The sequence below is a fragment of the Labedaea rhizosphaerae genome (assembly GCF_004362825.1).
Lineage (GTDB): Bacteria > Actinomycetota > Actinomycetes > Mycobacteriales > Pseudonocardiaceae > Labedaea > Labedaea rhizosphaerae.
This window is the reverse complement of record NZ_SNXZ01000001.1, coordinates 59,553-79,464: the sequence shown is the minus strand read 5'-3', so window position 1 is coordinate 79,464 and position 19,912 is coordinate 59,553. Positions and strand designations below refer to the sequence as shown.

The following is a 19,912-nucleotide window of genomic DNA, read 5'->3' as shown; positions in this document are numbered from 1 at the left end:
GAGCGAACCGTTGAACACTGCGCCCGGGGCTCAGGCCCGGCCCGAGCTCCAGCGAGGGACTGGCATGAGCCGTACAGCGGAGGAGATCGGTCGCACCGAGCGCGGCCCGAGGCCGTTGCCGCCGCTCGGTGAGCAGCGCGCGACCGGCGATCTGTCCAGTGTGGACACCGTGCTGGCCAACGGGTTGCGGGTGCTCGCGGTGCACAAGCCGACCGTCCCGATGGTCGAGCTGCGGCTGCGCATCCCGTTCGCCGCGGCCGATGCGGCCACCGCGGCCAAGCACGCAGCCGTCGGTGAGCTGCTGGCCGAGACCGTGCTGACCGGCACCGCCCGCCGCGACCGCGTGGCCATCGACACCGAGCTGGCCCTGGTCGGCGGCGAGCTGGGCGCGAGCGTCGACCCGATGCGTCTGTCGATGGCGGGCAGCGCGCTGGCCACCGGGTTCGACACGCTGCTCGACGTCCTGGCCGACGCGCTGACCGGCGCCACCTACGCCGACGGCGAGGTGGCCCGCGAACGTGACCGGCTCGTCGAGCGGATCGCGCTGGCCGGCAGCCAGCCGCGCACGATCGCCCGCAAGGCGTTGCAGCGCCACCGTTACGGCAACCACCCGTACGTCTACGAGATGCCCGAGGCCGACGACGTCGCCGAGGTCACCGCCGACGAGGTGCGCGCCATGCACGCCGCGGGGGTGCTGCCCCGCGGTGCCGTGCTGGTCGTGGTCGGCGACGTCGAGCCGCAGCAAGCCGTTGCGGCCGTGGACAAGGCGCTCAGCGGCTGGACCGGGGACGCCACCGCGCGCAAGCTCGCCCCGCTGCCCGATCTCCCGGGCGGTGACCTGCTGCTGGTGCCGCGGGCCGGCGCCGTGCAGTCGCAGTTCCGGCTCTCCGCGCAGTCGATCGGCCGCACCGACGAGCGTTATCCGGCGTTGCAGCTGGCGAACCTGGCGTTCGGCGGGTTCTTCTCGTCGCGGCTGGTCGAGAACATCCGTGAGGACAAGGGGTACACCTACCACGCCCGCTCCGGCCCGGAGTTCACGTCGAGCGGTGCGACCCTGCAGGTCGACGCCGACACCGCGAGCGAGGTGACCGCGCCCGCCCTGCTGGAGATCCGTTACGAGCTGGGCAAGTTCGCCGTGTTGCCGCCCACCGAGGAAGAGCTCGAGACCGTGCGTCAGTACGCGGTCGGCTCGCTGCTGATCTCCACGTCGTCGCAGCCGGGCATGGCCTCGCAGCTGGCCTCGATCGCGGAGCTGGGCCTGGGCATCGACTGGCTGACCGCTCACCCGGCACGGCTGCAGGCGGTCACGCACGAGCAGATCGCCGACGCGGCAAGGGAATTCTTCGCGCCCGGCCGGTTCACCGGCGTCATCGTCGGCGATCCGGACACGCTCGCGGGCCTCGACGTGCTGGGTGGCGTCCGGCGGTGATCGAGCCGATCGTCCCGTTCGGTCTGGGCGAGATCCCGCCGCTGTCCCGCTCCGGCGTGGCCCGCGACGAGCAGGTGCGTGCCGATCCCGAGCACGCGGCCCGGCTGTGGAAGAGCGGCCGGGTCATCCTGCTCGACGAGCGGCTGCGCACGCCGGTCGACCAGGACCCGCTGCGCCTGGTTTACCGGCCGTGCACGGACTTCGGCGAGGAACCGGTCGACGGGGCGGTGCTGCTCGGCATGCTGCTCGACGAGAACGAGCAGTCGTTCTGGGCGTTGCCGCACGACGCGGAGCTGTCCGGCGAGGTGTTCCCGCCCGCCGACTCGTGGGGTTTCGCGACCGGCGCCCGCGACGCCGAGGGGCGCGAGTGGCACGACCTGCGCGGCGTCGGCTCGCTGCTCGACGACACCGAAGCAGGCCTGCTCACAACGGCGACCGCGTTGCTGAACTGGCACCACCGGGCGGGTTTCTGCGCTCGCGACGGGTCGCCGGTGCACATGTCCCAGTGCGGGTGGGCGACCAAGTGCGAGCAGAACGGGCACGAGGAGTACCCCCGTACCGACCCGGCCATCATCTGCCTCGTGCACGACGGCGCCGGCGGCAACGGCGAGCAGGTTCTCCTTGCGCGCCAACCGGTCTGGCCGCCCGACCGGTACTCGGTGCTGGCCGGGTTCGTCGAGGCGGGCGAGTCCATGGAGGCCTGCGTCGCGCGGGAGATCATGGAGGAGGTCGGGGTTCCGGTCCGCGACATCCGTTACCTGGGCAGCCAGCCGTGGCCGTTCCCGCGGTCGCTGATGATCGGCTTCGCCGCGGTCGCCGATCCGTCGGTCCCGGTGCGCCCGGCCGAAGGTGAGATCGAGCAGGCCAAGTGGGTTTCGAAGGAGACGGTGCGGGCCGCCATCGCCGCCGGCGGTGCGATCGAGGGGCTCAAGCTGCCGGGCGAGACGTCGATCGCTCGTCAGATGCTTTCGGGCTGGGCCCAGGCTTGAGATACCCGCTCGCGGCGGGCGAGTTATCCACAGGCACCTGGTTGTCCACAGATCTCGCCGCTCGCCGTTTCGCAGCGTGGCACGTCGATAGAGTTGTTGTAGTGGAAGTGCAGGTCGGACGGCGGCGAGGGGGTGGATTGAGTCGTGTTGGTGTTGCACGCGGTCACCGACGCCGAGGGCGCGCTGGCGTTCTGGGCGGAGGACTCCGCCTTGCCGTCGCGGGCATCGGGTCGCGCGACCAAGGCCGCGCGACCGCACCCGTTCGCCGTTTCCAGTGACACCTTGGGGACACTGGCCCTCGGTGAGCCCGACACGCTGACTCTTCGGCTGCCCGCGCACCCGTCGGCCCCGGTCCCGTCGCCCGAGCTGGTGCGGGATCCGCTGGCCGAAGGCCAGGCCCCGCGCGGCACTGTCGAGCTGCGGCAATGGCTGGTGCCCGCGCTGCGCATCGATCCGGCGTCCGCGCCGGGTCTGCTCGCCGAGCCGCCCGATGAGGTGCGACTGGGTCCGTCGTGCCGGTTCCTCGGCGAGCTGGCCGAACTGGCCGACGACCTGGTGCGTCGCGGGCGGTTCCTGCCCGGCCTCGTCGACGGTAAGGCTCGCTGGCGGCCGGTGCTCTCCGGCGTGGACGCCGCCCGGTACAGCGCGCTGCTGGCCGTGCAGCCACCGTCGCTCACCGCCGCCGGCAACGACGGCGTGCTCGGCCTGCTTGATTCCCTTGTGGACAGTGCGGTGCGCTTGGCGTTGCCGGACAAGGACTTCGGCATCGACGGACCGATCGGCGCGTGGCTGCGAGCGTTGACCGGTGAGCCGGTGGTGGACGCCGACCCCGAGGCGCTGCGCCGCCTGGGCGGGCGGCTCGACCAGTGGCGGGCGAGTGCGGTGTCCGACAGCCCGGTGCGCACGTGTTTCCGGCTGCGCGCACCGGATCAGAACGAGCCCGCCGAGGAAAGCTGGCGGCTCGAACTGCTGATGCAGCCCTCGGCCGAGCCGAGCCTGCTGGTGCCCGCCGCGCAGGTCTGGCGCGACGGCGGGGTGCTGCACCGGTGGCTCGACGACCCGCAGGAACAACTGCTGGCCGACCTAGGCCGGGCCAGCCGGATCGTGCCGCTGCTCGATGCCGCGTTGCGCGAGGCGCACCCGTCCCGGCTGCACTTCGACCTCGACGGCGCCTACGAGTTCCTCGGCAAGGCGGCGGCGCTGGACCAGGCCGGGTTCGGCGTGCTGCTGCCGTCGAGCTGGCGGCGGCCCGGCGAGCTGTCGTTGAAGCTCAGCACCAAGGGCGCACCCGCGTCGGGTGTGGTGGCCAAGGCCGAAGGCGCGTTGAACCGGGCGAGCCTCGTCTCCTACGACTGGCGGCTGGCGCTCGGCGACGACGAGCTGACCGAGGGCGAGCTGGCCGAACTGGCCGCGGCCAAGGTGCCGATGGTGCGGATGCGTGGCCAGTGGGTGCAGGTCGACGCGAAGCAACTGGCTGCGGGGCTGGCGTTCCTGCGTCACTACGGCAGCGGCCAGATGCCGATCGGGCAGGCGTTGCTGCAGGCCGGGCTGGAGTCGTTCGACGGCGCGGGCGCGCCGCCGTTGCCGGTGTCGGCGGTGACCGGCGACGGCTGGGTCGGCGACCTGCTCTCCGGTCAGCCCGAGCAGTACCTGACGCCGGTCGATCCGCCGGTCGAGTTCGAGGCGGAGCTTCGGCCCTACCAGAAGCGCGGGCTCGCGTGGCTCGCGTTCCTCGACAACCTCGGCCTCGGCGGCTGCCTCGCCGATGACATGGGGTTGGGCAAGACGGTGCAGTTGCTGGCGCTGGAAGCGTTGCGGCGCAAGCACGACGACCGCGATCCGACGTTGATCGTGTGCCCGATGTCGCTGGTCGGCACGTGGCAGCGCGAGGCCCAGCGGTTCACCCCGCACCTGCGCGTGCACGTGCACCACGGCGGCAGCCGGCTCGGCGGCTCGCGGCTGGCCGACGCCGTGGCGGCCGCCGACCTGGTGATCACGACCTACCACGTGCTCACCCGGGACGTGGAGGAGCTGTCCGCGCTGCGGTGGGACCGCGTGGTGGCCGACGAGGCGCAGAACATCAAGAACAGCGCGTCCCGCCAGTCGCATTCGGTGCGGGGGATCCCGGCCCGGCAGCGGATCGCGCTCACCGGCACGCCGGTGGAGAACCGGCTGGCCGAGCTCTGGTCCATTTTGGACTTCGCGAACCCGGGATCGCTGGGCTCGTTGTCGTCGTTCCGCGCCCGTTTCGCGGTGCCGGTCGAGCGTTACGGCGACCAGGACGCGGCGGCCCGGCTGCGCAAGGTGACGGCGCCGTTCGTATTGCGACGCTTGAAGACCGATCCCGACGTGATCGGCGACCTGCCCGAGAAGATCGAGATCCGGCAGCTGTGCCCGCTGACCGCGGAGCAGGCGTCGCTCTACCGTGCGGTGGTTGACGACATGCTCGGCAAGATCGACGGCAGCGAGGGCATCGAGCGCAAGGGCCTGGTGCTGTCGACGATCATGAAGCTCAAGCAGGTGTGCAACCACCCGGCCCAGTTCCTGCGCGACGGGTCTCGCATCGCCGGGCGTTCCGGCAAACTGGCGCGTGCCGAGGAACTGATCGAAGAAGCCCTCGCCGAGGGTGATCGCGTCCTGTGCTTCACGCAGTTCGCCGAATACGGCTCGATGCTGGTGCCGCACTTGTCCGCCCGCTTCGACACCGAGGTCGCCTTCCTGCACGGCGGCACCCCGAAGAAGTCGCGCGACGCGATGGTCGAACGCTTCCAGTCCGACGACGGCCCGCGGATCTTCTTGTTGTCCCTCAAGGCCGGCGGCACCGGCCTGACGTTGACGGCGGCCAACCAGGTGATCCACCTGGACCGCTGGTGGAACCCGGCGGTGGAGGACCAGGCGAGCGACCGCGCGTACCGGATCGGCCAGCGCCGCGACGTCCAGGTCCGCAAGCTGGTCTGCCTGGGCACGCTCGAGGAACGCATCGACGCGATGATCGAGGAGAAGAAGGCGCTGGCCCAGTTGGTGGTCGGCTCCGGCGAAGGCTGGCTGACGGAGCTGTCGACCAGTTCGTTGCGGGAGCTGCTCACCCTGTCGTCGGAGGCCATCGATGCCTGACCGCTCCTGGTGGAAGGACGCCAAGACCACCGGCCCGATCAAGGTGACCGGCGGCATCAAGGCGAAGAGCAACCGCGGCGACATCGGCCGGACGTGGTGGTCGCGCCGCTTCGTGGAAGTCCTGGAGTCGCTGGGCCTGGGCGGCCGCCTCAACAGCGGCAAGCGCTACGCCCGCGCCGGTCAGGTGCTGAGCCTGACCCTGCAGACCAGCCTGGTGACGGCGACGATCCAAGGCTCCCGCGACCAGCCATACCGGGCGCGGATAGCCATCAAGGCGTTCGACGGCGCCCAGTGGGCTCGCATCGAGAAGCTGTTGGCGGGCAAGGCGATCTATGCAGCCAAGCTGCTGGCCGGCGAGATGCCGCTGGAGATCGAAGAGGTCTTCGCCGAGCTGGACCTGCGCCTGTTCCCCACGGATCCGCGCGAACTGACCATGGACTGCTCCTGCCCTGACTGGGAAGTGCCGTGCAAGCACTTGGCGGCCGTCTGCTACCTGCTGGCGGAGTCCTTCGATGCCGACCCGTTCAAGATCCTCGCCTGGCGCGGCCGCAACCGCGACGAGCTCCTGGACCGCCTGCGCGAACTCCGCTCCCGTCGCCCGGTGGCCGAGCGAGAAGCCCCCGAACCCCGCGACGACGAGGTGGCCTCGTTCTGGTCGGGCCGGCCACCCGAGCAGGTGGTGGCGGCTCCTCTGGGGACCACGGTGGACGAACCGGGGGCGGTCCTGAACCAGGTCTCGAAGCTCATGGTCGGCGACGTCTCGATCACGGAACTGCTGAAGCCGTGGTACCGCGGCGTGGACCCCAACCGCTGATCCTGCGGTTCCCCGGCCGTCACGCACCGATCAATCGCGTGCTGCTCGCTCCTGCCCGATGTACACGGTCTTCCCGATCAACTCCCGATCCCCGGCCGCCTCAAGCAGGTACCCGGCGACATCCGCTCGCGCGAGCGCCTGCCCGTGCCGCTCCGCGTCGCCGACGCGGTGCCACACCTGGCCGGTCCGCGGCCCGTCGGTCAACCGCGGCGGGCAGACGATCGTCCACTCCAGACCCGACGACATCACCTCGTCCTCCATCACGCGCAGGTCCGCGTAGTGTCGCCGGAATGCGAAGCTCACCAGCGGTTTCAGCACCGCCTTCATCAGCAGGGTGTCGTTCGGCACCGTGCGCAGGGCGCTCGCGCTGATCACCAGCAGCCGCCGGACGCCGGCCGCTCGCATCGCCGCGGTCTCCGCCCGCACCCCGTCCTGGCAGACCGTAAGCACGCCGCGCCCGTACGCGCCGAGCGCCGACACCACCGCATCCGCGCCGCTGACCGCGCTGGCCAGTGCATCGGCGTCGCCGAAGCCCGCGGTCACCACGGCCAGGCCGTCCTGGTCGGGCACCGCCAGCCGCGCGCGGTCGCGCACGACGGCGCTGACCTGGTGACCAGCGGCCAGCGCTTGGCTCACCACCTGGGTGCCGATGCCGCCGGTCGCGCCGAAAACCGCCAGTTTCATGGTGTCGTCCTTCCGGTGAGTGAACACTCACCACTATGGTGGGTGAGTACTCACTCACCTGTCAAGGAGAGGCGCCATGCCGACGACCCGCGACCGCATCCTCGACGCGGCCGAGAAGGTGCTGCGCACCGCCGGCTACGCGCACGCCACCACCAAGGAGATCGCTCGCGAGGCCGGCTACTCCGAGGCAACGCTCTACAAGAACTTCGCGGACAAGACGGCGATCTTCATCGCGGTCCTCAGGGAGCGGCTGCCGTCCCCGGCCAACGTGACCGGCGACGGCACCCTCGAAGAGAACCTGACCCGCCTCACGCGCGCGGCCCTCGACTTCTACCTGCGGAGCTTCCCCATCTCCGTCTCGGTCTTCTCGTCGAGGGCCTTTCTCGCCGCACACATCGAAGCCCTGCGTGCCGTCAACTCCGGCCCGAACCACATCCTGAACGGGGTCACGGAGTACCTCAAGACGCGCCAAGCCGACATCCGCCCGGACGCCGACATCGAGGCGGCCGCCGCCCTGCTGCTGGGCGCCTGCTTCCAGCGCGTCTTCTTCGTCCAGTTCGACGAGACCCCGCCGACGCCCGGCCAGCTGGATGCCTGGGCCGCCGCCTACGCCCGCACGACCACGGCCGCCCTCACCTAGCGTTGGCCGCGCGCCAGTCGAGGTAGTGGGCGACCGCCTTGGCCACGTCGAACTCCGGCGTGAAGCCGGTTTCCTCGGTGAGCCGCGTGATGTCGAGGTGCGGCACTTCGCCGGACGAGGCGGCCGGCAGATCGAGCCCGAGGGCCTCGGCGAACTCGCGGTTGTCGGCCGGCTTGCCGCTGGACACGTTGTAAACGTTGTGCCGCAACGTCTTCGCCGCCATCAGCAACGCGATCGCCCGCCCCGCATCGGGTGCGTAGCAGCAGTCGAACGCACCTTCGTCCAGCGTCGGCCGCTCACCCCGCCGCACCGCGCTGACCACCGACGGGATGGGAAAGAACGGCGACTCCGGGTCGTAGAGCGGCCCCCAGATCGTGCCGATCCGCAGCAGGACCGGCTCGACGCCGCTGCCCTGCAAGCTGTGCGTCGTCAGCGGCTCGACCGCCTTCTTGAACGCGACGATCAAGTGCGGCAGGTCGACGGTGGGCAGTGCGAGCTCCTCGTGCCACGGGATTTCGCTGCGTCCGATGTAGACACCGAGGCTGCTGGCCACGGCGAAGCGGCGCACTCCCCAGGCACGGGCGGCGTCCAGTGCGTTGAGCAGGCCGGTGAGGTCGTGGCGGAAGAAGTCGACCGGGTTCTCACCCGGGATCGAGCCCGCCAGGTGGACGATGTCGGTGATGTCGTGCCGCTGGCCGAGCGCGAGGAACGCCGCCCGGTCGGTGACGTCGAGCGTCTCCACCGTGACCTTGCCCGTCAGGAACGACGGCGGCTCGGCCGGGCGGCGGGTGGTGACGATGACCTCGTGCCCGAGGTCGACGAGTGCGCGTGCGGTGTGGGCGCCGATCATGCCCAGTCCGCCGGTGACGAGGATCATGGGTTCAGCCTCGCAGCGGGCGGGGCGGGCTGTCGTCACCAGAGTTGGTGACATCCGATCCGGCTCAAGTAAGGGAGGCGACGGCCGCTTCGACCAGTTCCTCGGGGGACAGGGCCACGTCGAGCGTCACGCCGGGCTCGTCGGGGGCCAGCGGCTGGAGGTCGGCGAACTGCGAATCCAGCAGCGCGGCGGGCATGAAGTGGCCCTTGCGGTGGCCGATCCGGTCGGCCAGCAGTTCGTGGGTGCCGGCGAGGTGGACGAACCACACTTCGGTGGTCCCCTCGCGCAGCAGGTCCCGGTAGCTGCGCTTGAGCGCGGAACAGGTGACCACGCCGCCGCCCGCCGCGGCCTGCTCCTTGATCCACTGCGCGATCGCCCGCAGCCAGGGCCAGCGGTCCTCGTCGGTCAGCGGGTGCCCGGCCGACATCTTCGCGATGTTGGCGGGCGGGTGGAATTCGTCGGCCTCGGCATAGGGGACCTTCAACCGGGCGGCGAGCAGTTCGGCCACGGTCGTCTTGCCCGAACCCGCAACGCCCATCACCACCACGACGCGTGCCACGCTGGTCAGTACAGCACGCTCAGCCGAGCAGTGCAGGCCAATCCTGAGCGTGGACCCACGCGCTGAAGGTGTGCCAGCGCACGGACGGGAACCGTTCGCGCAGCCCGGCGACGTCGACGAACAGCCCGACCCGGTCGAAGTAGTCGAACATCGTGGCGAGGTCGTCGCTGAACCGGCGTGCCTGCTCGATCGGCACCCGCTGGTGCTCGATGGGTTTGCCGATCGCCTCGCTCAGCGCGGCCGCCATCTGGTTCGGCGTGAGTTCTTCGGCGGCGAGGTCGATGCGGTGGCCGTCGAAGGTGTCCGGGTCGGCGAAGACCTGCGCGGCGACGGCGCCGATGTCGGCGGCGCTGATCAACGCGAGCGGGCGGTCGCCGGTCATCGGAACCGGATAACGCCCGTGCCGCAAGGATTCCAGGGCCCAGTCGCCGAGCTTGTCGTCGACGAAGGCGGCGGGCGCGAGGATCGTGTGCCGCGGCTTGCGGTCGATGAGGTAGTGCTCGACTTCGAGCTTGCTGTCGAAGTGCGGGATGCCGGTGCGGTGGTCGGCGTTGGCGGCGGAGGTGTAGACGATGTGGTCGACGCCGGCGTCGATGGCCGCGTCGATCATGGCTTTGGCGTGGCGGACCTCGGTATCGAGGTCGGTGCCGAACGGGGTCGTCACCACGAAGACTGCGTCGGCGCCGTCGGCGGCCGCGCGCAGGGAGGCGGGGTCGTCGAAGTCGCCGCGCCGGACATCCATGCCGCTGCCTTCGAGGGTTTCGGGGCGGCGGGTGAGGGCGCGAACGCGGTGCCCGTCGCGAAGCAGCGCGTCGGCGACGGCGCCACCCTGGGCGCCGGTCGCGCCGGTGACGAGGATCTGTCTGGTAGTCATGCGCAACAGTTGACTATGAAAATGTCGACGAGTCAAATGAATTGCGACTACGCTGGGAGGATGTCGGACTCGCTGTACCCGTGGCTGCACATCCAGCAGGGCGTGGTCGCCGTGCAGGATGCGATGAACGCGATGATCGAGGCGGAGGCGGGGTGCACGCTGATCGAGCATTCGGCGCTGTACCGGCTGAAGCAGTTCGGTGACCTGCGGATGGGTGAGCTGGCGGAGTTGCTGGCGATCAGCCCGAGCGGCGTGACCCGCCTGATCGACCGGCTGGCGCGCCGCGGCTGGGTGACCCGCGTGCAGCCCGAGGCCAGCCGCCGCGAGGTCCTCGCCCGGCTGACGCCGGAGGGGTTGGCGGCCCTGAACACCCGGACGCGACCGGCGTATCACCGGGCGGTGGAGGAGTCGTTCTCCGGTTTGCTGACCGAACGCGACCTGGCTGACCTGCGCAGGATCGGCCACAAACTGCTGGCCGGCCATGATCGCTGGGATGCGAAGCGCTTCGCCACGTGACGATGGACCGCTGCCCGTTGGTCTCGGGGGTCTATTAGGAGCGGCTGCCGCGGGTGTTCGCCGCTGGGTCGTTGGGTTGGTCTCGGGGCAGGGCGGCGAACACCCTTGCCAACGGTGCCGGCGGTTTGCGCTGCGTGGGTGGCTGGGTTGAATGGTTGCGTTGCGCTGTTACCTGCCGTTTGTTGGGTGGCCCCGTTGGTGGCTGGGTTGCGTGAAGAACCGGAATATTCCACCATTCCCGGTTAGGCCGTTTGGCCGATTGTTGTGGTATGATCGGGGGTATGGAGCTGGGGGAGCTTAACTCGACTGTCGCGCAGTTGCGGCGTCTGGAGTTGAAGCTGCTCGACGACATTTCCCACCTCGAGTGGAAAGAGTCCGGGTATCCCCAGTTGTGGCGGTTCCTGCAGGACGTTCTGCATGTGACCGCCCAAGAGGCCAAACGTCTCGAACACCACGTCGAGTTGCTGTGTCCGAAGGTCGGGATCACCGGCCAGCCGATCCCGCCGCGGCTGCCTGCCGCGCGGGCGGCGATGGCCGCTGGAGAGATCTCCGGTGCACATGTCGACAAGATCGCCACCGCGGTGGAAGTCGTCCCGGTCGAGCACGCCGAACAGGTCGAAGTAGACATGACGGGGTTGGCGCGGAAGTTCAACCCGACCCAGCTCATCCACCTGGGCGAGCGCATCGTCGACGCCCTGAACCCGGACGGTCGCAAACCCATCGAACGAACGGTGGTGGATGCGCAGAACACGCTGGACCTGTACGAACACCGCGACGGGTCGCTGTCGGGCCAGTTCCGGCTCGGCGGGGAGGATGCGAGTGTGCTGCGCGCGCTGCTGTCCCCGTTGGCCAAGCCGCAGCCTCAGGATGACCGGATCCTGAGCGAGCGTCAGGGTGACGCGCTGGCCGAGATCATCGGCTTCGCCGCCGACTCCGGCCGGGCTCCGGCTGAGGGTGGCGAGCGTCCGCACATCGCGGTGACGGTCTCTCTGGAGACTCTGCAGACTCGGATCGGCCGCGCGATGCTCGATGATGGCCGCACGCTGGCTCCGGAGCAGGCCCGCCGCGTGGCCTGCGAGGCGAAAATCATCCCCATCGTCCTCGACAGCAAATCCCAGCCACTGGATATCGGGGAAACCCGCCGCCTGGCCGACAAACGATTGCGCAGAGCCCTCGCCATCCGCGACCAAGGATGCGCCGCCCCGGGCTGCTCACGAACACCACACCAATGTCACGCCCACCACATTCAACATTGGGCCGACGGCGGGCCAACGACATTGGATAATCTGGTATTGGTGTGCCCTTATCATCATCGGTTGATCCATCACACCGAATGGACGGTGCATATGGATAACGGGCTGCCGGTATTCACGCCACCGCCGTGGCTGCAACGCGCCGGCTAAAAGACGCCGCGTAAGTTCCTGTAACTCAGCCACCGCCGGGACCACCCGGCGAACCGCAGGGCGCCCTCGCAACGTAACCCCTCAACCGGGCCACCCACGCCACGCAACCACCGGCGCCGTTGGCAAGGGTGTTCGCCGCTCCCCGCCCCGAGGCCAATCCAGCCACCGGCGGCGAACACCCGCGGCAGCCCCACCCACACGAGAGCAACCGGGAACGACCACTCAACCAATGTCAGTCACCCGGTCCTAGCCGCCACCCCTGGCAAGCAACTCCACTGCGAGAGCAACCACCACGAAGAGACTCGGCCACCACCCCGCAGCAGCCGCCCAGCATCGAACGCAGCCCCCAACGAACGCATGCCCGCAACTCAGCCACCGCCGGGACCACCCGGCAAACCGCAGGCCGCCGTCGCACCGCAACCCCTCAACTGGGCCACCCACGGCACGCAACCAGCGGGAACCGTTGGCAAGGGTGTTCGCCGCCACCGGCCCCGAGACCAAACCAGCCACCGGCGGCGAACACCCGCGGCAGCAACACCCACTCGAGAGCAACCGGGAACGATCACCCGACTCCCCTCAGTCACCCGCTACGCCGGCAACCACCCCGGACCCGCTCACAGAGCGCGGCACGCCCTCCCACGCAATCGCGCAGCCATCCCGGGACCATCCGGGAAACCGCAGGCCGCTCTTGCAACGCAACCCGGCCACCGAAGCAGTGCAAACCCTGGCAAGTGTGCTCCCGGCCCAGAGGCCAACCCTGCCACCGGCGGTGAACACCCGCTTGAGAGCAACCGGCAACGATCACTCACCCCGGCAACCGCCCGGCCCGCTCGCAGGCCGCGGCACGCGCCCTCCGAGGCAATCACGCAACCACCTCCGACCACTCGCCAAACCGCCAGCCCGCTCTCGCAACGCAACCTGGCCACCCAAAGCAGCGCAACCACCGGTAAACCGTTGGCGAGCGTGTTCGCCGCCCCCACGACGGCCAGCAACTCTGCCGCGAGAGCAACCACCTACGAAGACTCACCCAGCCGCGGTCAGGCAGAGACCGTGGCGAGGGCCGCGCGTAGCTGGTCGAGCGTGGACGGCTCGGTCAGCGGGAGCCGCACCGTCGGGTGCGGGATGATGCCGAGCTCGGCCAGCGCTGCCTTCGCCATCGCCGCTCCGCCTTCACCGTGCATCAGGGCCGCCGTCAGTGGGAGCAAGGACGCGTTGATCTTGCGGGCCGTGGCCAGGTCGTTGTCGCGGACTGCTCGGATCAGTTCGGCATTGCGGTCGGCGACGATGTTCCCGGTGACGCTGACGATGCCCGCGGCGCCGCTCGCCAGGTACGGCAGGTTGAGCTCGTCGATGCCGCAGTAGTAGTCGAGGGTCGTGGTCGCCATGACCGTCATCGCCTCGAAGAGGTCACCCTTTGCGTCCTTGACGGCGCGGATTCGGGGGTGGCCCGCCAGTTCGGTCAACGTGGCCGCCGTCATGGACATGCCGGTGCGGGCTGGGACGTCGTAGAGCATCACCGGCAGCGCGGTCGCGTCGGCTACGGCACGACAGTGGGCGATGACGCCGGCTTGGGACGGCTTCGAGTAGTACGGGCAGACGACCAGCAACCCGGACGCGCCCGCCGCCTCGGCGTCGCGGGCTCGGCGGATGCTGCTCGCCGTGTCGTACGTGCCTACGCCGGCGATGACCGGCGCGCGGGCGGCGACCAGGCCGACCAGGTGCGCTGCTTCGGCATCGGTCACGGTGGGCGATTCGCCGGTGGTGCCGTTCACGACGATGCCGTCACACGCGGTGGCCAGCAGGTGCTCGACCAGCCCGGCGACCGCGGGCTCGCTGATCGAGCCGTCGGGATTCATGGGGGTCACCATCGCGACCAGGTTGCTGCCGAAGGTCATGTCTTCGATCGTCGCCGCTGCGATTGCTCTGGTCCAGCGATGGTTTTTGTCGGGTATTGCGTAGCCTGGCTTCATGATTGAAGTGGGTGCACTGCGGGCGCTGCAGTCGGTGGCGGCGCTGGGAACGCTCGCCCGGGCCGCCGACGAACTCGGGTTCACCGCCTCGGCCGTGTCCCAGCAGATCAAACGGTTGGAACGCCAGGTCGGCGTGCCGGTACTCGCCCAAGCGGGACGCGGCGTGGTACTCACCCCGGCCGGACAGGCCATTGTGGACTCGGCACCCGAGGTGTTCCAAGCACTCGAGCGCTGCGCTGAGGCGGCGAAGTCCATTGCGGACGGTTCGCCGCGCGGAACGCTTCGGGTGGTCGCCTTCTCGACCGGCATCCGAGGCTTGCTCGCGCCCAAGCTCGGCAAGATCGCCGAACGGTGTCCCGACCTACGCTTGCGCATTGCCGAGCAGGACCCGGACGAAGCCCTGCGCAGCGTCGACGCCGGCACCGCCGACCTGGCCATCGTGCACGACGCCGACGGGCTCCCCGCGCCGTTGCCGCCGTCGCTGACCCAGCACCACCTGCACACCGACCTCGGCGACGTCGTCATGACGCGCGACCACCCGTTGGCCAAGCTCAAGCGACCGCTGACCAGCGCCGACCTCAAGGGCCAGGCTTGGGTGACGAGCCCACCCGGAACCGTGTGCCACCAATGGTTCCAGCGGCTGGTCGCGGACCAGCCCGACGTGCGGCACCTCGCCGACGACTTCGCCACCCAGATGTCGCTGGTCGCCACGGGCGAGGTCATCGCGTTGATCCCGCGCCTGGCCCGCCCGCGCATCCCCGCGGGCGTCGTCGACCGGCCACTGCGCCGACCGCCGAAACGTGAGGTGCACGCGGCCTGGCGGCGCAGCGCCGATGCGAGCCCCGCGATCCAGGCCGTCATCGCCGGGCTTGACCTCTAGTCCACTGGAGGTTGAAGACTCGCGGTCATGCGAGCGATTGTGGCGACCCGGTTCGGCGGCGCCGACGTCCTGGAACTGACCGAACTGCCCGACCCGGAACCCGGACCCGGCGAACTGCTGATCGAGGTCGCGGCCGCCGGCGTGCTCTGGCTGGACGTGCAGGTGCGGCAGGGCAACGGGCCCGAGTTCGTCGACGCCAAGCCGCCGTACGTGCCGGGCGGCGCGGTGGCCGGGGTGATCAGCGCGGTCGGCGACGGCGTCGACTCCAGCCGGATCGGCGAACGGGTTCTCGGGCGGCCCGCCGCCGGTGGGTACGCCGAGCGGGCCGTGGTGACCGAGGCCGTCGCGGTGCCGGACGAGCTCGACCTGCGGCCGGCCACCGCGCTGATCGACGACGGCACGACGGCGGTCGCGTTGCTGGACCGCACCCCCGTGCGCCCGGGGGAGTGGGTGCTGGTGCAGCCGGCGCTGGGCGGGCTCGGCAGCCTGCTCGTCCAGCTCGCCACGGCCAAGGGCGCGCGCGTGATCGCTGCGGCCCGGGGCGAGCACAAGCTGGCCGCGGCCAAGGAACTCGGCGCGGCGGAAGCCGTGGACTACGGCGATCCACAGTGGACCGACCGCGTGCGCGAGCTGACCGGCGGTGTCGACGTGGTCTTCGACGGGGTCGGCGGCGAGCTCGGAGCGCAGGCCGCGAGGCTGGTGGCCGATGGAGGCCGGTTCTCCAGCTACGGCATGGCCGGCGGCGCACCCACGACGACACCGAACGGCGTCGGCATGGAGCAGTTGTCGACGTTCTGGCCGGACCTGACCAAGAACCTGAACTCGGCATTGGCGGCCGCGGCCGCGGGCACCCTCCGTCCCGTCATCGGGACGACGTACCCGCTGGCCGAGGCCGCCAGTGCGCACCGCGACATCGAACTGCGCCGCAACGTCGGCAAGGTCCTGCTGACGATGTAGACGCTTGTTAACTCAGTCAACCAACGTCGTAGGGGTTGGTCGCCTTCTGCGCGGCCAGCATCAGCCCCGGCCGCATCTTGGGCCAGAAGTAGCTGTCCTGGCACGAGTACGCGGGCAGGAAGCCGCCGCACTGGCCGCTGTCGTTGTCGCCGACCTCGATGGTGTACGCCGGGACGCCGAGCTTGTCGTAGGTCCAGTCGTCGGTGCCGCCGGACGAGTCGTACAGGATCTCGCCCGCCTGACCCGACTGGTAGCCGAGCAGGTCACCGAGCTGACCGCCGAACGCACGCAGCGCCGCGTCGTTGCCGGTGTGCACCTTCGCGTCGTGGCCCCACGGGAAGATCACCTGCGACGCGTCGCTGTGCAGGGTGATGAACATGCCCTTGGTGTCAGCGGAAGCGGCCGCGTCGTCGCCGTCGGCGCGGGTGTCCGGGTACAGCTTGGTCAGCAATGTCTCCAGCGCGCTGTTCTCCGGTTCGGAGTCGGCGCTGGGCCCCATGAACGTCTCGTCGCACGGGTCCTCGGACGAACCGCTGTAGCCGAAGTGCGAGCCGGCGTTGCGGTTCAGGTCGACGCCCGTGTCGCCGGTGCCGCACTTCTGGAACGCGTCGTCGGCGTTCTTGCGTTGCAGGATCGGGTTGTCGCCGCCCTGCTGCACGATGTCCACACCGTCGGGGTTCGCGATCGGCACGACCCACATCTCGGTGGAGTCCATCAGCGCGGTCACCGCCGGGTCGGATCCGTAGTTGTCGACGAGGTAGTCGATCCAGCGGTAGGCCACGTCGCCGGTGGTGATCTCGCGCGCGTGAATCTGCGCGTGCAGGAAGAAGCGTGGCTTGGGCGCGGACGTCGACAGGTCGCAGTCGCCCGCGGCCTTGTGCGTCAGGCAGATGGCCTTGAGGTCGAAGCCGCCGCGGCCCTGCTGCTTGAGCCACGACTGGCCGTAGGTGACCTCGGTGGCGAGGTCCGAGTGCGCGGACGCGACCGAGTCCAGGTGCGCGTACTGGGCGTTCACCGTGTGGTAGCCGCCGTAGTAGGTGTCGTCTGCGAGGCCCGAGCGGTAGCCCTTGGCGGGTGCTTGCCAGGTGGGTGCGGTGATCGTCCGGTCGACGGTCGCGGTCAGGCCGAGCGAGTTGAGGGTGACCGGCGTGCTCGAGTCGCCGAGCACGAACAGGTCGTTGCCGGAACGCTCCTCGAGCACGTCGAGACCGTTGCCGAGCAACGCGTCGGCGTGCTGCGCGCCGCCCGCGACGCGGTAGACGATGTGTTCCTCCGCCGTGGGCGCGGCCGTCGCGCCCGGCTGGGCGAGCACGAACGCCGCCCCGGCGGTCAGTGCGGCCAACACAGCCGCACCTTTCTTGAATTTCACGGTGGCTCCTCCCCGACGTGGGCCTCGGGGAAGCCTATCGACGCCGTGATCGGGTTGTGACCCTCCGTACGTAGGGTCCGGTTGTGCTCACCTTCGCCCAGCTCAGCGACCTGCACTTGGACAACGGCCCGCGCGCCACGGCCCGGGCGCGGCAGGTCGTGGACTACTTGCGCCCGCTCGCCGGCGAGCTCGACGCCGTGCTCGTCACCGGCGATCTCGCCGACCACGGCCTGGCCGAGGAGTACAAGGAACTCGCGGACCTGCTGGACCTGCCGTGCCCGGTCCTGATGACGCCTGGCAACCACGACGACCGCGCCGTCTACCGCCAGGTGCTGCTCGGCCAGGCGGCGTCGCAGGAGCCGATCAATTCGGTGCACGACATCGGTGGAGTGCGGTTCGCCCTGTGCGATTCGTCGATCCCGGGCCGCGACGACGGGTGGCTGGCGGACGAAACGTTGGCGTGGCTGGATTCCGTGCTCGGGGACGGGCCGTCGTTCGTGTGTTTCCACCACCCGCCGGTGTTGTTGCACTCGTGGGTGGACGGGATCCGGCAGTTCGGGGCGGAGCGGTTGGAAGCGGTGATCGCGCGGCACCCGGGAGTGGTGGCGGTGTTGTGCGGGCATGCGCACACGGCGGGGGCTACCACATTTGCGGGGCGGCCGTTGGTGGTGTGTCCCGGGGTTGTGTCCACTTTGGTCTTGCCGGTGGAGGACAAGCGGGAGCACGCGCCGGGGCTGGCGTTGCACGTGCTGGATGACGAACGAAGGTTGACGACCTTCTATCGCACGGTCGTTTAGTCCTGGCGGACCAGCCTGCGCCACTGGCTGGGGTCGCCGCCCTCCGGCACCTTGTCGGTCTCGTCGAGCGGTGCGGTGCGCCAGCCCCGCGGCCACTCGCCGTCGACGGTGCCGCGGGCCAGCGCGCGCGTCAGATCGGGTGGGTCGGCGAACACAGCTGACACGAGCGACGCGCCCTGGTGGAACACCGCCCGGTTGAAGGCGGCGCTGACCGTGAACTCCGCGTTGCTGAACCGGACATCCGCGCGGAACGTCGCGCGGGTGAACCGGACCACGGCGAAGCGGGCCTGCCTGAACGTCGTGTAGCCGAACTCCGTGTCGATGAACGACGCCTCGCCGGCGAATCCGGCGGCGTGGAAGTCCGCCACCCCCTGGAACGACGCGTTGTCGAAATGGGCGGTCCCGGTGAACCGGCAGTACTCGAACGAAGTGCTGCCGAGGAATTCGGTGCCGTGGAAGGTGGCCGTGCCGACCTCGCAGGCCCGGAGATCGAAGCTGTCCAGCACGGCTTCGGACAGATCCAGTTCGATGCCCGCCCAGAACTGGCCCGGCTCGGCTGGGCGCAGGTGCGCGCCCAGGAAGCGCTGGGCGGTGCGCCGGACCTCGTTCTCTTGCGGTGAAGGCGTTTCTGGGGCCATGCGCAGGTAGGCGCAGATGACGTTGACGATCATCTGGCGTTGGGCGGGGTTGTCCTGGGCCAGGCGTTCCAGGGCGTAAAGGCTGCCCAGGCGGACGGCCGGTTTGTCGCTGCCCAGCTGTTCCAAAGCCGCGCCGTAGGACTCGGTGATTCGGCGTTGCTGCGATTCGGCTTCGGTGGCGGCGGCGACTCGTTCCTGCAGGGTGTAGGTGCGGTCGGCTTGTTGTTGGTCGAGTTCCTTCTGTTGCAACGCCATTTCGTTGCTGCGCTGGCGCCGGGCGGTCAGGTACAACGCCGCCGCTCCGCCGCCGCCGACCACGAAGGTGCCCGCGGTTTTGATCGCTTCCAACTGGTTGTCGTGGCCGCCGTAGGCCAGGACGAACCAGATCGCCAGGCCCACGCCGATCACCAGGAGGGCCACGCCGGTGAGCACGACGGCCTTGGTCGACAGGACTCGGACCTGGGTCACGACAGCGCCCACGACGTCGTGGTGGTGCGGCCGAACTCGGGGCGGAAGGAGATGTGGTCGGGCACGAAACCGTCCGGGACCACGAACTGGACCGGCCACGTGGTCTGCTCGCCGACGGTCAGCGGACGTTCCACCGAGGCCTCCATGCTGTAGATGTGGGCGTTGACCGGCTGGTCGGCGTTGTCGTAGATCGTCATTATCCGCAGCGACGGGTCGTCGGTGGTGGGGCCGGTGTTGGCGAAGACGGTGAAGTCGACCTGGACGACGTGCTGGCCCATGCCGGCGTCGACCTGGGCCTGCGCGGGTGCCGGGTCGGTGAGCTTGGTGGGCGCCACGATGAGCTGCCGGCCCTCGGAGGTGATGGTCGCCTGCTCACCCATGCGGTGCACGCTCTTGCGGGCGTCGGGCCACGGGACGGGCGGGTGCGGCTTGCCGTTCGGACCGACCTGCCACAGCATCGCGGCGCCGTGGTTCGGCTCGAAGCGGACCTGGGTGGTGCGCACCTGCTCCGGCACGTCGAACGTGACGTAACCGAGCACCGTCTGGCCCGGCGACAGGGACACCTGGTCGAGCATGACGCCCGCCGACGTGGCCGCGAGCGACGTGTCGAACTCCTGGCCCGCCGCGAGGACCGAGGCCTCGGTGATCGGGTCGACCAGGTAGTCGCGGTCACCGGTGTTGTGGATGCGCAGCTGGGCGGCCACCAGGTGGTCGCCGTCCTGGGGTTTCGAGTCGTACTCGTCGGCCTGGTACAGCGGCGCGGGGTCCACAAAGGACACGAGGGTGACGTCGAGGCCGCCGCCGGAGGTCATCGTGCCGACCACCGGGCGCGACTCGGGCGTGCCGGGGACGGACGTGGTGCAACCCGCGAGCACCGTGACGGCGAGCAGGCACGTGGTGATGCGCATGGCCCCGATCTTCATGGGGCCGTCTT

Annotated in this window: 18 protein-coding genes; 10 read left to right on the top strand and 8 right to left on the bottom strand. The window is 69.9% G+C overall.

The genetic code is table 11. The features are described 5' to 3' along the window. Positions 1-64 precede the first annotated feature (64 nt). The 4 genes from EV186_RS00335 to EV186_RS00320 all read left to right on the top strand — a co-directional run bounded on the left by EV186_RS00335 (position 65) and on the right by EV186_RS00320 (position 6,346). A complete protein-coding gene (locus EV186_RS00335) occupies positions 65-1,429 on the top strand; it encodes a M16 family metallopeptidase (RefSeq protein WP_133847092.1) in 1,365 nt (454 codons plus the stop codon). After that, positions 1,426-2,418, top strand: coding sequence for an NAD(+) diphosphatase (gene nudC / locus EV186_RS00330; RefSeq protein ID WP_243753742.1), 993 nt, complete (start codon positions 1,426-1,428; stop codon positions 2,416-2,418). The genes EV186_RS00335 and nudC overlap by 4 nt, the downstream gene beginning before the upstream one ends. Positions 2,419-2,562: 144 nt before the next feature. After that, positions 2,563-5,532 carry a DEAD/DEAH box helicase gene (locus EV186_RS00325; RefSeq protein ID WP_133847091.1) on the top strand — a complete coding sequence of 990 codons (2,970 nt, stop codon included), beginning with the start codon at positions 2,563-2,565 and terminating at the stop codon, positions 5,530-5,532. After that, a complete protein-coding gene (locus EV186_RS00320) occupies positions 5,525-6,346 on the top strand; it encodes an SWIM zinc finger family protein (protein WP_133847090.1) in 822 nt (273 codons plus the stop codon). Before EV186_RS00325 ends, EV186_RS00320 begins: the two co-directional genes overlap by 8 nt. Positions 6,347-6,376: 30 nt before the next feature. Here EV186_RS00320 and EV186_RS00315 read toward each other — a convergent pair whose 3' ends face one another. Further along, the gene (locus EV186_RS00315) at positions 6,377-7,030 is read right to left on the bottom strand and encodes an NAD(P)-dependent oxidoreductase (protein ID WP_133847089.1); all 654 of its coding nucleotides are present in this window, start codon (positions 7,028-7,030) and stop codon (positions 6,377-6,379) included. A gap of 76 nt (positions 7,031-7,106) precedes the next feature. Between EV186_RS00315 and EV186_RS00310 the strand changes: the two genes are divergently transcribed. After that, complete coding sequence (locus EV186_RS00310; RefSeq protein ID WP_133847088.1) at positions 7,107-7,670, top strand: TetR/AcrR family transcriptional regulator; 564 nt, start codon at positions 7,107-7,109, stop codon at positions 7,668-7,670. On the opposite strand, the gene EV186_RS00305 is transcribed toward EV186_RS00310, so the two are convergent. From EV186_RS00305 to EV186_RS00295, 3 genes are all read right to left on the bottom strand, one after another. Continuing rightward, entirely contained in the window at positions 7,663-8,547 is an 885-nt protein-coding gene (locus EV186_RS00305) for an NAD-dependent epimerase/dehydratase family protein (RefSeq protein ID WP_133847087.1), read from the bottom strand. The genes EV186_RS00310 and EV186_RS00305 overlap by 8 nt on opposite strands. A 64-nt stretch (positions 8,548-8,611) precedes the next feature. Continuing rightward, the gene (locus EV186_RS00300; RefSeq protein ID WP_133848640.1) at positions 8,612-9,085 is read right to left on the bottom strand and encodes a gluconokinase; all 474 of its coding nucleotides are present in this window, start codon (positions 9,083-9,085) and stop codon (positions 8,612-8,614) included. A gap of 40 nt (positions 9,086-9,125) precedes the next feature. Beyond that, positions 9,126-9,980, bottom strand: a complete 855-nt coding sequence (locus tag EV186_RS00295) for an NmrA/HSCARG family protein (protein ID WP_133847086.1) — start codon at positions 9,978-9,980, stop codon at positions 9,126-9,128. A 60-nt stretch (positions 9,981-10,040) separates the two neighbouring features. On the opposite strand from EV186_RS00295, the gene EV186_RS00290 reads away from it, so the two are divergent. Together EV186_RS00290 and EV186_RS00285 are read left to right on the top strand one after the other, a co-directional pair. Continuing rightward, positions 10,041-10,496: a MarR family winged helix-turn-helix transcriptional regulator gene (locus EV186_RS00290; protein WP_166658968.1), complete on the top strand. Its 456-nt coding sequence runs from the start codon at positions 10,041-10,043 to the stop codon at positions 10,494-10,496. 281 nt (positions 10,497-10,777) lie between these two features. Continuing rightward, the gene (locus EV186_RS00285; protein ID WP_166658967.1) at positions 10,778-11,899 is read left to right on the top strand and encodes an HNH endonuclease signature motif containing protein; all 1,122 of its coding nucleotides are present in this window, start codon (positions 10,778-10,780) and stop codon (positions 11,897-11,899) included. Between the two features lie 1,037 nt (positions 11,900-12,936). Here the strand turns inward: EV186_RS00285 and dapA are convergent. Beyond that, complete coding sequence (gene dapA, locus EV186_RS00280; RefSeq protein ID WP_133847083.1) at positions 12,937-13,794, bottom strand: 4-hydroxy-tetrahydrodipicolinate synthase; 858 nt, start codon at positions 13,792-13,794, stop codon at positions 12,937-12,939. A 73-nt stretch (positions 13,795-13,867) separates the two neighbouring features. Between dapA and EV186_RS00275 the strand changes: the two genes are divergently transcribed. Together EV186_RS00275 and EV186_RS00270 are read left to right on the top strand one after the other, a co-directional pair. After that, complete coding sequence (locus EV186_RS00275; RefSeq protein WP_133847082.1) at positions 13,868-14,749, top strand: LysR family transcriptional regulator; 882 nt, start codon at positions 13,868-13,870, stop codon at positions 14,747-14,749. Between the two features lie 27 nt (positions 14,750-14,776). Then, complete coding sequence (locus EV186_RS00270; RefSeq protein ID WP_133847081.1) at positions 14,777-15,706, top strand: zinc-binding dehydrogenase; 930 nt, start codon at positions 14,777-14,779, stop codon at positions 15,704-15,706. Positions 15,707-15,722: 16 nt separating this feature from the next. Here EV186_RS00270 and EV186_RS00265 read toward each other — a convergent pair whose 3' ends face one another. Continuing rightward, positions 15,723-17,075, bottom strand: a complete 1,353-nt coding sequence (locus EV186_RS00265) for a M14 family zinc carboxypeptidase (RefSeq protein ID WP_133847080.1) — start codon at positions 17,073-17,075, stop codon at positions 15,723-15,725. 83 nt (positions 17,076-17,158) lie between these two features. Between EV186_RS00265 and EV186_RS00260 the strand changes: the two genes are divergently transcribed. Next, positions 17,159-17,872: a phosphodiesterase gene (locus EV186_RS00260; protein WP_133847079.1), complete on the top strand. Its 714-nt coding sequence runs from the start codon at positions 17,159-17,161 to the stop codon at positions 17,870-17,872. On the opposite strand, the gene EV186_RS00255 is transcribed toward EV186_RS00260, so the two are convergent. Together EV186_RS00255 and EV186_RS00250 are read right to left on the bottom strand one after the other, a co-directional pair. After that, positions 17,869-18,990, bottom strand: a complete 1,122-nt coding sequence (locus EV186_RS00255) for a pentapeptide repeat-containing protein (protein ID WP_133847078.1) — start codon at positions 18,988-18,990, stop codon at positions 17,869-17,871. The two genes, EV186_RS00260 and EV186_RS00255, sit on opposite strands and share 4 nt — an antisense overlap. Further along, on the bottom strand, positions 18,975-19,901 hold the full coding sequence (locus EV186_RS00250) for a DUF4352 domain-containing protein (protein WP_133847077.1): 927 nt from the start codon (positions 19,899-19,901) through the stop codon (positions 18,975-18,977). Before EV186_RS00250 ends, EV186_RS00255 begins: the two co-directional genes overlap by 16 nt. Positions 19,902-19,912 lie beyond the last annotated feature (11 nt).

Bases quoted from the DNA above. Each gene is read 5' to 3' on its own strand.
- EV186_RS00335 (WP_133847092.1), top strand. From the start codon at position 65: ATGAGCCGTACAGCGGAGGAGATCGGTCGCACCGAGCGCGGCCCGAGG.
- EV186_RS00320 (WP_133847090.1), top strand. From the start codon at position 5,525: ATGCCTGACCGCTCCTGGTGGAAGGACGCCAAGACCACCGGCCCGATC.
- EV186_RS00315 (WP_133847089.1), bottom strand. From the start codon at position 7,030: ATGAAACTGGCGGTTTTCGGCGCGACCGGCGGCATCGGCACCCAGGTG.
- EV186_RS00310 (WP_133847088.1), top strand. From the start codon at position 7,107: ATGCCGACGACCCGCGACCGCATCCTCGACGCGGCCGAGAAGGTGCTG.
- EV186_RS00305 (WP_133847087.1), bottom strand. From the start codon at position 8,547: ATGATCCTCGTCACCGGCGGACTGGGCATGATCGGCGCCCACACCGCA.
- EV186_RS00300 (WP_133848640.1), bottom strand. From the start codon at position 9,085: ATGGGCGTTGCGGGTTCGGGCAAGACGACCGTGGCCGAACTGCTCGCC.
- EV186_RS00295 (WP_133847086.1), bottom strand. From the start codon at position 9,980: ATGACTACCAGACAGATCCTCGTCACCGGCGCGACCGGCGCCCAGGGT.
- EV186_RS00290 (WP_166658968.1), top strand. From the start codon at position 10,041: ATGTCGGACTCGCTGTACCCGTGGCTGCACATCCAGCAGGGCGTGGTC.
- EV186_RS00285 (WP_166658967.1), top strand. From the start codon at position 10,778: ATGGAGCTGGGGGAGCTTAACTCGACTGTCGCGCAGTTGCGGCGTCTG.
- dapA (WP_133847083.1), bottom strand. From the start codon at position 13,794: ATGACCTTCGGCAGCAACCTGGTCGCGATGGTGACCCCCATGAATCCC.
- EV186_RS00275 (WP_133847082.1), top strand. From the start codon at position 13,868: ATGATTGAAGTGGGTGCACTGCGGGCGCTGCAGTCGGTGGCGGCGCTG.
- EV186_RS00270 (WP_133847081.1), top strand. From the start codon at position 14,777: ATGCGAGCGATTGTGGCGACCCGGTTCGGCGGCGCCGACGTCCTGGAA.
- EV186_RS00250 (WP_133847077.1), bottom strand. From the start codon at position 19,901: ATGAAGATCGGGGCCATGCGCATCACCACGTGCCTGCTCGCCGTCACG.